The organism is Streptomyces echinatus, from assembly GCF_014203595.1.
In the GTDB taxonomy this organism is placed as follows: domain Bacteria; phylum Actinomycetota; class Actinomycetes; order Streptomycetales; family Streptomycetaceae; genus Streptomyces; species Streptomyces echinatus.
The window spans coordinates 39,800-52,328 of sequence record NZ_JACHJK010000013.1 but is presented as its reverse complement, the minus strand read 5'-3'; the positions used below and the strand labels follow the sequence as shown (position 1 = coordinate 52,328).

Sequence of the window (12,529 nt, the reverse complement as noted above, 5' to 3'; positions counted from 1 at the left end):
ACGCCGCCCGCCGGGCCCTACGAGCGGCCCGCGAACAAGCCGAGGCCGAACGGGATGCCACGGCGCGGAACGCGACGGAGGACCCGGCACGCGGTACGGCCGAGGACACCGCGCGGGATACGGCGCGGGGTGCGACGCAGGACACGGCTCGGGGTACGGCCGAGGGTGCGGCTCGGAGTACGGCCGAGGGTGCGGCTCGGGGTACGGCCGAGGGCACTCCCGCCGACCCGGCCGAGGGCACGGCGGCCGACCCGGCCGGGGCGCCGCGGGGTTGCGCCGACGACGGCACGGGCCGGCCCGCGGGCACGGAGCCCAGGCCCGGCGACGCGGCCAGGGCGGCACTCAAGGGTGCCTCCGGCGACGACGGGGAGAGCGGCCCGGAAGACGCCGGTGCCGCCGGCGCCGGTTCCGGCCCCTCGGTGGGGCGACGGCCCGGTGACGCGGCTCGGGAGGCGCTGCGTGCGGCCCGGCGGGAGGCGTCGCGCGCGGAGGCCGCCGAGCCCCGGCGCGAGCGGCGGGCGTCCGCGCGTCCCGGTGCCGCCGCACCGCGCGCCTCGTCGGTACCCGGTCAGGAAACCGAGCGGGTCAAGGCCGCGCAGGACATGCGGCGCTACCTGGCGACCGCCTTCCGCATGCCCACCTGGGCCGGCACCCCCGACGAGCCGGAAGACCCCGCACACCCCACGCCCCCGCCCGCACCCCCCGAGCCGGCCCCTGAGACACCGACGCCCTCGCCCTCGGCACGCGCGTCCGCCTCCCCGTCGCCCGACGCTCCCGGGGCTGCCCCGTCGGCTCCGGCCGCCGCTTCCTCCGCATCCGCGTCCGCCTCCTCGCCGACGGGGCCCTCGCCCGGAGTCCCCGGGCCTGCCCTCTCGGCTTCGGTCCCCACGCCGTCGGCACCCGTGTCCGTCCCCCCGGAAACCGGGCCGTCGGCGGAAGCCCCCGTACCCGCTCGCACCTCAGGCTCCTCGGGTCGGGCCCCCGGCTCCTCGGGGCAGGCTGACGCTTCCGCCGCGCGTGTGGCGGTGCGTTCCGGTTCCGGCGGTGCGCAGGTGCCCGCGACCATGGCCACGCCGCACCGCGACGGTGAACTCCGGCGTACCTTCCCGGCGTTCGCGGCCAGAGAGGCCGGCGGTGCGGGTGAGGCGTTCGCCGGGACCTGGTGGGGCAACGCCTGGGTCGGTGCGCTGGAACAGGGCGCGCTGGACCCCAAACGGCTGGCGCGCGGCCGCGGTTACGCGGACCAGGGGCATGTGGACGCCATCACCGTCACGCCCGGACTGGTGCTGGCGTACGTGCGGGGCAGCCGCCCGCGTCCGTACCGCGTACAGGTACGGGTGCGGACGCTGCGGGACGAGGACTGGGAGCGGTTCCTGGACACCGCGGCCGACCGGCCGGGCCACATCGCGGCGCTGCTCGACAAGGAGCTGCCCCACTCCCTCGCCGACGGCGGTGTCCCCCTGCTGCCCGGCCCCGGCGACCTCGCCCCGCAGTGCAGCTGTCCCGACTCCGGCCACCCCTGCAAGCACGCCGCGGCCCTCTGCTACCAGACGGCCCGTCTGCTCGACGCCGACCCCTTCGTGCTGCTCCTGCTGCGCGGCCGGGGCGAGAAGGACCTGCTCGACGCGCTGTCCCGGCGCAGCGCCGCCCACGCGGCCCGCGCCGCGCGGGAACGGCAGCCGCACGACCTGCCCGGAGTGCGGGCCACCGACGCCCTGATGCCCCGGCAACTCCCGCCGCTGCCCACGCCGTTGCCGGTTCCTCCGCACCACGGGCAGCCCCCGGTGTACCCGTCGGCACCCGGCGGCCCGGACCCCTTCGCGCTGGACCAGCTGGCGACCGATGCCGCCGCCCGTGCCCACGTCCTGCTCGGCACCGGACGCGACCCGGTCGGCGAGCTGACCCTGTGGCAGGACGCGGTCCGGCTGGCCGCGGCCCGCCCCGGTTCCGGTCTGACCGCGGCCACCCGCACCCTGTACGCCACGCTCGCCGACGCGGTCGGCCGTACCCCGGCCGCTCTCGCGCGTGCCGTCGCGGCCTGGCGGCAGGGCGGCCTCACGGGGCTGGCCGTCCTGGAGGAGCCGTGGGACCCGCCGGCCGGCCGGTTCGACCGGGCCCGTCCCCTGCTGCTCGCCGCCGACCTGCCCGCGTTCCGCCCCTGGCGCAACCGCCTCACCCACCCGCACGGCCATGTCCAGCTCCGGCTGGGGCACGACGGCCTGTGGTACGCCTACGAGTCGGAGCCCGGCCAGGACGACTGGTGGCCGCGCGGCACACCGGACCTCGATCCGGTGGGCGCGTTGACGGGTCTCGGCATACCGGACGAGCTCTGACACCGGCGGCGGGACACCGCGCCACGGAGCGCCCGCACCCCGGCGGCCCACCGACGGGCCGGCACCGGTGCCGGCCCGTCGGTGTGATCAGCAGGGCCGCGCGTACCTGTTGCGGGGATGCGGCAGGCCCAGCCGGGTGCGGAGGGTCCCGGTGCCGTACGCGGTGCGGAACGCGTTCCGCCGGCGCAGCTCGGGCACCAGCCGGCGGGTGATCGCCGTGAGGTCGTGCGGCACCGCGCCGGGGCGCAGCCGGAAGCCGTCGAGCCCGGCGGCGCGCCAGTCGAGCAGCAGGTCGGCCAGCTCACCGGAACCGCCCGTGAAGATCAGGGCGTCCGAGGTGTACGTGGCGCCGTCGAGGTCGTCCAGGCGTTCCTTGCGGCGGATGGCGGCGCCGGGCTCGTCGTCCAGGAAGACGACCAGTTCGGCGAACCTGCGCAGCGGCCGGGCCCGTTCGTCCCTGCCCACCCGGTCGACGGCCTCGTCCACCTGCGCGAGTATCGCCTCGGTGCCCGCGCGGTCGCGTGGCGTGACGAGGACGACGTCGCTGCCGCGGGCCGCGAACTCGTACGGCGTCGAGGCGTGCGCGAGGCTCGCCACCAGCGGCTGTCCCTGGGGCGGGCGCGGTGTGATGGACGGCCCCTTGACGCTGAAGTACGCGCCCTCGAAGTCGATGTGATGCAGCTTGGCACCGTCGAGGAAGCGGCCCGTGGCCGTGTCCCGGATCTCCGCGTCGTCCTCCCAGCTGTCCCACAGCCGCCGGGCCACCTCCACCACGTCGGTCGCCTCCGCGAACAGCGGGCGCAGCCGTTCGGCGATGAGTTCGGGGTCGCGGACATCGTCGTCGGTCAGTTGCGGGGTCGTGCGGCGGCCGAAGTGGCCGGCGTCGGCGGCGCGTGGGGCGATCTGCGGACGCAAGCCCGCGCGGCCCCTGCTGGCATGGTCGAGGGTGGCGATGCCCACGGCGACGTGGAACGGCTCGGTGTGGGTGACGTTGACCGTGGGGACCAGGCCGATGTGTGTGGTGAGCGGGGCGAGGTGGGCCGCGAGCAGTACCGCGTCCAGCCTGCCCCTGACCTGGTCGGTCCGGTCGTCGGGACGGTGCGGTGCGGCCGACTGGGGGCCGAGGGCGTCCTCGAGGGTGACGAAGTCGAGGAGTCCGCGTTCGGCCTCCGTGACCAGCCGCGTCCAGTAGGCGGCGGTGAACAGCGCGCCGGGGACGGCGTCGTGGGACCGCCAGGCGGCGGGATGCCAGCCGGCGCCGTCGAGGGCCACGGCGAGGTGCAGCGGGCCGTCGCTCATGATGCCTCCCGCGTGTTCCCGGAACTGCGTCCGGTGTCCGTCGGGCGGCGCAGCCCGAGGTGGTCCCGCAGTGTCGTCCCCGTGTAGTCCGGCCGGTGGACCCCCTTCTCCTGCAGCAGCGGCACCACCCGGTCGACGAAGTCGTCCAGGCCGCCGGGCGTCAGATGGGTCGCGAAGACGAAGCCGTCCGCGCCGTCGGTCTGCACGAAGTGGTCGACGGCGTCGGCGACGGTGTGCGGGCTGCCGACGAAGGTCTGCCCGCCGTGGACCGCGATGACCAGTTCCCGGATGCTCAGCCCGCGTTCCCCGGCGAGGGCGCGCCAGCGCCGGGCGGTCTCGGCCCGGCCCGTACGGAACACGGAATGCCCCTTCAGGACCAGCGAATCGGGCTCCGGGTCGATCTCCGGCAGCGGCCCGTCCGGGTCGTACGCGGACAGGTCGCGGCCCCAGACGGCCTCCAGGTGGGCGATCGCGGTCTGCGGGCTCACCTGGGCCCGGGTGATCTCGTCGGCGTAGGCCACGGCCTCCTCGTCGGTGTCGGCGACGACCACGGTGGCCGTGGGCATGATCCGCAGGTCGGCAGGGGAGCGGCCGTACCGGGCGAGCCGGCCCTTGACGTCCCGGTAGAAGGCGCGGGCCTCGTCGAGGCGGTTGTACTTGCTGAAGACGACCTCGGCGTCCGACGCCGCGAACTCGCGTCCCGCGTCGGACTCCCCGGACTGGATGATCACCGGGTGACCCTGCGGGCCGGGCGGGGTCGTGAAGCGTCCCGAGATGTCGAAGTGGGTCCCGCGGTGGGCGAACTCACCGGCGCCCGGACGGACGAACTGCCCGGACACGGGGTCGGCGCGCAGGTCCGGCCCGGCCCAGCTGTCCCACAGCTCACGCGTCGTGGCCAGGAACTCGGCGGCGCGGGTGTAGCGGTCGGCCTCGGCGAGGAAGCCGCCACGGCGGAAGTTCTCACCGGTGAAGGAGTCGAAGCTGGTCACCACGTTCCAGGCGGCACGCCCGCCGCTGAGGTGGTCCAGGGTCGCGAGCCGGCGCGCCACCTCGTACGGCTCGTTGAAGGTGGCGTTGACGGTGGCGGCGACCCCGAGATGCGTGGTGACGGCGGCCACCGTGCTGAGCATCGTCAGGTTGTCCGGGCGGCCCGCCACGTCCAGTTCGTAGAGGCGGCCCTTGTGCTCGCGCAGCCGCAGCCCCTCGGCGAGGAAGAAGAAGTCGAACCTGCCGCGCTCCGCCGTCCGCGCGAGGTGCACGAAGGAGTCGACGGCGATCTGGCTCCCCGAGCGCGGGTCCGGCCAGACGGTGACGTTGTGGATGCCCGGCAGCTGCGCGGCGAGGTGGATCTGTTTCGTCATGTGCCGCTCACTCCTCGGGTGGCGAACTCGATAAGGGCATGTCTCACCAAGGCGGGGCTCCCTCGGAAGCGTCGGAAACAGGGCGTCGGGAAACGACGTACAGGAGATGCGGACGCCGGGAGACGAGGACGTCGGCAATCGGGCAATCGGGGATCCGGAGATTCAGGACGCCGGGAATCGGCGCCGGGAATCGAGGTCGTAGGGGAACGGCGACATCGGAATCACCGATGTCGGGAATCGGCGACGCGGGGAATCGGCCGTGCCGGGGATCAGGGACTCCGGGCACGGGACGTCTCAGCCGGCGGACGCCTCGGGCATCTGCCCCACGTGCCCCATGCGGTAGCCGACCCCGCGCACCGTGATGATCCACCGGCTGGAGCCGAGTTTCGCCCGCAGGCTGCTCACGTGCGTGTCGATGGTGCGGCTGGTCCGCACCCAGTTGCTGCCCCAGACCCTGGCCATCAGCTCCTTGCGGGAGACGACGGAATCGGGCCGGGCGGCAAGGGTGTAGAGCAGTTCGAACTCCGTGGCCGTGACGTCGACGAGCCGGTCGCGCAGGCGCACCTCCCGGGTCCGCGGATCGATGTGCAGCGGCCGGAGCGAGATGCTGTCCGCGCCTGCGGCCTGCGGCCGGGTGCGCCGCAGTACCGCCTCGATCCGTGCCCCTATCTCCCGCGGGCTCCACGTCCTCAGCACACAGTCGTCCGCCCCCGCCTTGAGCGCGAGGACCCGCTCCAGTTCGTTGTCCCGGTGCGTGCAGGCGATCACCGGAATGTCGCTCTCGGCGCGCAGCGTGCGGCACACCTCCAGTCCGTCGATGTCCGGCAGGTCCAGGGAGAGCAGCACCAGATCGGCGTCGTGGTACGTGCGCAGCATCCGCGCTCCTCTGTCGACGGTGTGGGCGGCGTACCCCTGCCGGCGCAGCTCGCCCGCCGTACTCTCGGCCGCGCCGGCGTCCGGCTCCACGACCAGCACTCTCTTCACGCCCCCAGGCCTTTCGCTCCGGCGTCCGCGTAGTGGGCCGTGGTCCCGGCGTGCGCCACGGGCAGCGGTACGGCCGGCGCGGAGCCCGCGCCGGGAGTGCCGTACAGGCGCTGGTAGGCGTACGCGGCCGAGACCATGGTCATATGGTGGTGCCAGCCGGGGAAGGAGCGGCCCTCGAAGTCGAGCACGCCGAATCCCTCCCGCACCGTGGCGACCGTCGCGAGGGCGGTGGACTGGCTCCGGGCCAGGGTCAGGACCTCCTCCACGCCGCGGCTCATCAGACTGGTGATCCAGTACCTGGGGGGCTGCGCGCCGTCGGCGGAAGGCAGTTCCAGGACCTGGTAGGTACGCGAGACGCCGTCCTTGCCGGCCCCGCGCTGCGACAGGCGTACCGGTCCGCCGTACACATTGACCCGGACCGCCCTCGAACCGCCGTGCTCCGTCTGGCGCATCAGGACGTGCGGCTGCCGGGCATGCGGCTCCTCCATCAGTTCCCCCACGGTGATCACCCGCGGTGCGGGGCGGCCGATGAGGACGATCTGTCTCGACTCCACCTCGCACACGAAGTCCAGTCCCCGGCGGGCGAGTCCGGCCATGACACCGCTCGCGTCGTCGCACCGCCGGGTGAGGTTGAGGACCCAGGGCGCGTCGGGCAACCGGGTGTGCGCGGCGACCCCGGCGGCGAAGCCGATGACGTACGCACCCACGGGACGCCCGGTCTCCTCCTCCGGTATGCGCGCACGGCGCCTGCGCAGGTCGTCCCAGTCCCACTCGCCGTCGAGCACGAGGCTCCAGTCGACCGGGAAGCACCGGGTGCCCGTCGACAGGAACAGTCCCAGAGCGCGCTGGCAGTTGATGGTGCGTCCGGTCGCCTGGTCGAGACGACGGTGCACCCCCACCGAGTGCTCGCCCTGTTTCGGGATGAGGAGATCGGCGCACGTCCAGGCGTACGCCGGTCCGCCCGCCGCGACCGTCCCGGCGAGTGCGCAGCGCACCGGCTGCCAGTTCCAGGGACTGCCGTTGATGAACTGGTGCAGTCCGTGCGCCGCTCCGGCCGGCAGCAATCCGGCCTCGGCCATGCGCCGCGGTGTCTTCTTGCCGGGTGTGTGGAGGAGTCCCCACAGATATTCCCGCGCCCAACGGCGTTGTTCCGCGCGGTGCAGTGAATTGAATACTTTCTCGACGAACATGTGTAAGCGCTCGCGCTCCCCAGCCGCGACGCGCACCTCCCATGACGACATGTTTAACTACGCCCCCTCGCAGTCGTGTCGCCTCGTCGTGTCGACGTGCGGACAGTCGTACGAGGGACAAAGCTACCGGCTTGTCCGCCGATTTCACGGTGCGCCCGGTCACTTTGACATTTCGCCCGCTGACCAGCGGATTCGCGCTCGGGAGAGATCTCCGGCCGGCAGCGGATCCCCCGCCGTGGAAAGCCTTTTCCCGGACCGGGGACCGCCGTGAGAAGAACCCTTTCCGCTGGTCACACGACCCCACCGGGATCCGCGGCCGCTGACGGCGACGGCCGGCGAGGGCCGTCCGGAAGAGAGCCCCCGGGGAGCCGGGGGACTGTGAACATCACGTTGCGTGCCGGGGAGCACGGGGCGAGCCGCGTACCGCGGGACCGTGCCGCCGGCGGTGGCGGACCTACGCGCCGGGGCGCCGGGACGGGAAGCCGTGACGCCGGGCGGCGAGCACGACGGCGAGCACCGGCAGCAGGAGCAGCAGCACCGTCCAGGGGAAGGAACCGCTGCCGGTCACCTCCAGCAGCACACCGCCCAGCACGCCGCCGCCGGCCATCGCCACGTTCCACAGCGTGACGAGCATCGCCTGGGCGGCGTCGGCGTGGTCGCCTCCCGCGTCGCCGACGGCGGTCTGCAGCAGCGTGGGCAGCCCGCCCCAGCCCAGCCCCCACAGGGCGGCGGCGACGTACACCGGCGCGCCGCCGTCGCCGGTCACCGCGAGCAGGGTGGCGGCGGCCGCCACCAGCAGGGTGGCGGCGACGGTCAGCGCGCGCAGCCGGCGGTGGATGCGGGCCCCCACGACCCAGATGCCGGCGAGCGAGGTGACACCGAAGACGAGCAGGACCAGATCGGTGCGGTCGCCCATCCCCAGGTCGTCCAGGAACGTGGCGATGTAGGCGTACAGCACCGTGTGGGCCAGCACGAACAGGAGCGTGACGAAGAGCACCGGGCGCACGCCCGGCACCCCCAGCGCTCGCAGCATGAGCGGACGTTCACCGCTCGGCCGGCCCGGGTGGTCGGGCACCGCGGCGACGATCCACCCCAGCAGCACCACCGTGAGCGCCGTCATCGCCAGGAACGCCACCCGCCAGCCGAGGGCCTGGCCGAGGAAGGTCCCGGCGGGCACGCCGAGCGAGAGCGCCACCGGAATGCCCGCCATGGCGATCGCGATGGCCCGGCCCTGCAGGGGAACCGGCGTCATCCGCCGCGCGTAGCCGGCGAGCAGCGCCCACGCCACTCCGGCGGCGACACCGGCGACGAAACGGGCCGCCATCGTCAGTCCGTAGACGGACGACAGGGCCGTCACCGTGTTGGCCGCGGCGAATCCCGCCACGGCGGTGAGCAGCAGCCGCTTGCGCCGCCAGCCGGCGGTGGCCGCCGTCAGCGGGATCGCGGTGAGCGCGGTGCCGATCGCGTAGACGGTGACCGTCTGCCCGGTCGCGGACTCGCTCACCCGGAGGTCGTGGCTCATCCCGGGCAGCAGGCCCGCGGGGAGCGTCTCGGTGAGGCTGGTGACGAACACCGCGGTGGCGAGGGCGAGCAGCGCCGCCAGCGGCAGTCCCCGCCGCCGCTCCCCGCTGTCCTGCCGCGGGGGCGGCGCGGTGCCGGGCTCCGTGCCGGGGGCGGCGGCCGTGTCGGAGGCGGCAGCCGTGTCGGGTGAGAGGCTCATGGGGGTGTTCTCCGTATCTCCTGAAGTGCGCTGCCGGGCACGCCCTGGGAGGCGGGGCCGTCCGGCGACCTCACTGTGCGCGCGGCCGCTTCGGGAATGCTTCGGGAATCCTTGGGGAACGCTTCGGAGCCGATGACCGAACAGGTGGGCGCCTTGCCGGAGGGGTAGGTTGAGCGCATGCGGTTTGGGGTGCTCGGACCACTCGCGGTGTGGGACGACGAAGGGGAGCCGGTGCGGGTCCCCGAGACCAAGGTGCGGGCGCTGCTCGCGGATCTCCTCGCGCAGGACGGCGGCCCTGTCTCCGCGGACCGGCTCATCCACGACCTCTGGGGCGACAGCCTCCCCGGCAATCCGGCGGGTGCTCTGCAGGCCAAGGTCTCCCAGCTGCGCCGGGTCGTCGGCCGCGAGCGGCTGCTGCGGCAGCCGCCCGGTTACCGGCTGCGGCTCGGCTCCGCCGACGAGGTCGACGCCGCGCGGTTCGGCGGCCTCCTCGCCGAGGCGCGCTCCACCGCGGACCCGCGGGCGCGGGCGGCGCTGCTCACCGAGGCCCTCAAGCTGTGGCGGGGGCCGGCGTACGCGGACTTCGCCGACGAGGAGTTCGTACGGGCGGCCGGGGAGTGCCTGGCGGAGGAGCGGCTGGCCGCGCTGGAGGAACGCGCCGAGGCGCGGCTGGCGGCGGGGGAGCACCGGCTGCTCGCCGGCGAGCTGGCCGCGCTCGTGTCCGGGCATCCCCTGCGGGAGCGGCTGCGCGCCGTGCAGATGCGGGCGCTGTACCGGGCGGGTCACCAGGGTGAGGCGCTCGCGTCGTACGACGATCTGCGCACCCGGCTCGCCCGGGAGCTGGGGGTCGGCCCCGGACCCGCACTGAGCGCGCTCCACCGGGCGATGCTCCGTCAGGACCCGGCGCTGGACGCCGACACCCAGCCCCCGGCCGCGTCGTCCGACGGGGTACCGCCGCACCCGGCACCCTCGCCGCACCCCATGACCGCCCCGGCGCCTCCGGCATCCCCCGCGCCTCCGGCATCCTCTGCGCCTCCGACAGCCTCTGCGCCTCTGGCATCCCCCACGCCCTCGACGGCCTCCCCGCCCCCGACATCCCCCGCGCCCCCGACGCCCTCTGCGTCGCTCTCTGCGCCCCCGGCGCCCTCTGCGCCCGCCGGACTCCCCGTGCCCCTGACCGCTCTCATCGGCCGCGATCAGGCCCTCGGCCGGCTCTCCCGGCTCCTCGGCCGCGAGCGGCTGGTCACGCTCACCGGTCCCGGCGGCGTCGGGAAGACCCGCCTGGCCGTGGCCGCCGCGCGGGACGTCGCCTCCGGCGGCGCGGCCGGACTTGCCGACGGGGCCTGGTTCGTCGAGTTCGCGGGGGTCCGCACCGCCACCGCCACCGCCGACGCCCTCGCCGGGATCGTCGCCGCGACGCTCGGCCTGCGGGACGACGCTCCCTCCGCCCCGCCCGCCGTGTCCCCCGTGGCCACCTCTCCCGTGCACCGGCTGACCGCCGCCCTGCGCGACCGCGACACCCTGCTCGTACTGGACAACTGCGAACACGTCGTCGAGGCCGCCGCCGAACTGGTCGGCCGGCTCCTGCGCGGCGCGCCCCGGCTGCGCGTCCTGACCACCAGCCAGGAACCGCTCGCCCTGGCCGGCGAGAGCGTCTTCCTGGTCGAACCGCTCCACACCCCCGACGCCGTCCGCCTGTTCACCGAACGGGCCGCCGCCTGCGCGCCCGGCTTCCGGCTCGGCTCCGACGACCCCGACGGCGCCGCTGCGGACCCGGGATCCGACCGGGCCGCCGTGGCCGAGATCTGCCGCCGCCTGGACGGCATCCCGCTCGCCCTGGAGCTGGCGGCCTCCCGGGTGCGCGCCCTGGGCGTACGGGAGCTGGCCGCACGCCTCGGTGACCGGTTCCGGGTGCTGACCTCCGGACAGCGCGGCGCGCCCGCCCGCCAGCAGACCCTGCGCGCCGTGATCGACTGGAGCTGGGAGCTGCTGGACGCGCCCGAACGCGCCGTGCTCGGCCGCCTCGCCGTGCACAGTGACGGCTGCGGCCTCGACGCGGCGGAGGCGGTGTGCGCGGGCGACGGCGTGCCGGCCGGCGCGGTCCTCGACCTCGTCACCCGGCTCGTCGACAAGTCCCTGGTCGTCGTCACGGACGGCCCCACGGGCCCCCGCTACCGCCTCCTGGAGTCGGTCGCCGCGTACGCCGTCGAACGGCTGCGCGAGACGGCCGGCGAACCCGCGGCCCGGGAGCGCCACCTGCGCCACCACCTCACGCTCGCCGAACGCGCCGAGCGGCGGCTGCGCGGCCCCCTCCAACGGGACTGGCTCACCCGCCTGGACACCGAGGCCGGCAACCTGCGCGCCGCCCTCGACGAGGCGGTACGACGGGCCGCCGCCGGACGCGGCGAGGAGGCCGTACGGCTCGCCACCGCCCTGTCCTGGTGGTGGCTGCTGCGCGGCCGCCTCACCGAGGGCCGCCGCGCCCTGGCCGCCGTCCTCGCGGCCACCGCACCCGACCCCGACCCCGAACTCACCTTGCTGCACGGGGCGTTCGTGCTGCTCACCGGCGAGCGCACGGTGCCCGCCGGTGCCGACGCCGTACCCGATCCGGTGCGCCGCGCCCGGGCACTGTGGCTGAACGCCCACGGGATGTTCGGCGTCGGCGACCTGGACGGCGCCCGCGCCTGGAACACCCGTGCCCTCGCCCATTTCGAGGCCGCGGACGACCGGTGGGGCATCGCCGCCGCGCTCGGGGTACGGGCGGCGCTCGCCCTGGTCCGCGGCGACCTGGACGGACTGGCCCGCGACGGACGGCGCAGCCGGGCCCTCTTCCGTGAACTGGGCGACCGCTGGGGCGAACTGCAGACCGTCTCACCGCTCGCCGCGCTCGCCGAGATCAAGGGGGAGTACGCGCAGGCGGCGCACCGCCAGCACGAAGGGCTGCAGATGGCCCGGGAACTGTGCCTGCGGGCCGAGGTCTCGGCCCGGCTGTCCGGGCTGGGCCGCCTCGCGCTGCTCGCCCGTGACTTCGACCGCGCCCGCGACCTGCACGAACAGGCCCGCCGCCTGGCCGTCGAACAGGGCTACAAGTACGGCGAGATCCACGCCGACATGGGCCTCGCCCTCGGCGCCCGGCGCTCCGGTGACATCGACGCGGCCGAGGCGCACCTGCTGCGCATCCGCGCCGACCACGCCGACGTCTCCTCCGCGGCCGGCGACCACCTGCTCCACGCCGAACTCGGCTTCATCGCCGAACTCCGCGGCGATGCCGCCGAGTCCGCCGCCCACCAGCTGCGCGGCCTGCGGATCGCCCGCTCCCTCGGCGAGCCGCGCGCCCTCGCCCTCTCCCTGGAAGGGCTCGCCGGTACGGCCACCCTGTGCGGACACCGGTCCGGTGCCGTCTGCGCGGCCCTGCTGCTCGGCGCCGCCCACGCCGCCCGCCGCAGCGTGGGCGCGCCCCTGCCGCCCGCCGAGCGCGGCGACGTCGACCGCGTCACCGCGGCGGCACGGGCGGTGCTGGGCGTGCGGGCCTTCGAGGAGTCGTTCGAGCGTGGCGCGCGGCTGAGCCCCGACGAAGCGGAGCGGCACGCGCGCGCCGCGCTGGCCGCCCTGGTGGACGAGGCGGCGTGACCCGGTCCGCGG

Annotated in this window: 7 protein-coding genes; 2 read left to right on the top strand and 5 right to left on the bottom strand. The window is 75.2% G+C overall.

What is annotated here, in order from left to right; all coding sequences use genetic code 11:
• Positions 1–419: 419 nt before the first annotated feature.
• Positions 420–2,333 carry an SWIM zinc finger family protein gene (locus FHS34_RS42800; protein ID WP_443732467.1) on the top strand — a complete coding sequence of 638 codons (1,914 nt, stop codon included), beginning with the start codon at positions 420–422 and terminating at the stop codon, positions 2,331–2,333.
• An 87-nt stretch (positions 2,334–2,420) separates the two neighbouring features.
• On the opposite strand, the gene FHS34_RS30575 is transcribed toward FHS34_RS42800, so the two are convergent.
• The 5 genes from FHS34_RS30575 to FHS34_RS30555 form a co-directional block, all read right to left on the bottom strand.
• Positions 2,421–3,632: an LLM class flavin-dependent oxidoreductase gene (locus FHS34_RS30575; RefSeq protein ID WP_184971411.1), complete on the bottom strand. Its 1,212-nt coding sequence runs from the start codon at positions 3,630–3,632 to the stop codon at positions 2,421–2,423.
• Positions 3,629–4,993 (bottom strand): NtaA/DmoA family FMN-dependent monooxygenase, encoded by a 1,365-nt coding sequence (locus tag FHS34_RS30570; RefSeq protein WP_184971409.1) that lies wholly within the window; start codon positions 4,991–4,993, stop codon positions 3,629–3,631. Before FHS34_RS30570 ends, FHS34_RS30575 begins: the two co-directional genes overlap by 4 nt.
• Positions 4,994–5,287: 294 nt before the next feature.
• A complete protein-coding gene (locus FHS34_RS30565; protein WP_184971407.1) occupies positions 5,288–5,977 on the bottom strand; it encodes a response regulator transcription factor in 690 nt (229 codons plus the stop codon).
• Positions 5,974–7,218, bottom strand: coding sequence for an IS701 family transposase (locus FHS34_RS30560; RefSeq protein WP_308288323.1), 1,245 nt, complete (start codon positions 7,216–7,218; stop codon positions 5,974–5,976). The genes FHS34_RS30565 and FHS34_RS30560 overlap by 4 nt, the downstream gene beginning before the upstream one ends.
• A 403-nt stretch (positions 7,219–7,621) precedes the next feature.
• The gene (locus tag FHS34_RS30555) at positions 7,622–8,887 is read right to left on the bottom strand and encodes an MFS transporter (RefSeq protein WP_184971403.1); all 1,266 of its coding nucleotides are present in this window, start codon (positions 8,885–8,887) and stop codon (positions 7,622–7,624) included.
• A 177-nt stretch (positions 8,888–9,064) separates the two neighbouring features.
• Here FHS34_RS30555 and FHS34_RS30550 point away from each other — a divergent pair, with 177 nt between their 5' ends.
• Complete coding sequence (locus FHS34_RS30550; RefSeq protein WP_184971401.1) at positions 9,065–12,517, top strand: AfsR/SARP family transcriptional regulator; 3,453 nt, start codon at positions 9,065–9,067, stop codon at positions 12,515–12,517.
• The last annotated feature ends 12 nt before the right edge of the window (positions 12,518–12,529 follow it).

What these genes read in the sequence shown, in the direction of transcription:
- FHS34_RS30575 (WP_184971411.1), bottom strand. Translation starts at nt 3,632, where the DNA reads ATGAGCGACGGCCCGCTGCACCTCGCCGTGGCCCTCGACGGCGCCGGC.
- FHS34_RS30570 (WP_184971409.1), bottom strand. Translation starts at nt 4,993, where the DNA reads ATGACGAAACAGATCCACCTCGCCGCGCAGCTGCCGGGCATCCACAAC.
- FHS34_RS30560 (WP_308288323.1), bottom strand. Translation starts at nt 7,218, where the DNA reads ATGTCGTCATGGGAGGTGCGCGTCGCGGCTGGGGAGCGCGAGCGCTTA.
- FHS34_RS30555 (WP_184971403.1), bottom strand. Translation starts at nt 8,887, where the DNA reads ATGAGCCTCTCACCCGACACGGCTGCCGCCTCCGACACGGCCGCCGCC.
- FHS34_RS30550 (WP_184971401.1), top strand. Translation starts at nt 9,065, where the DNA reads ATGCGGTTTGGGGTGCTCGGACCACTCGCGGTGTGGGACGACGAAGGG.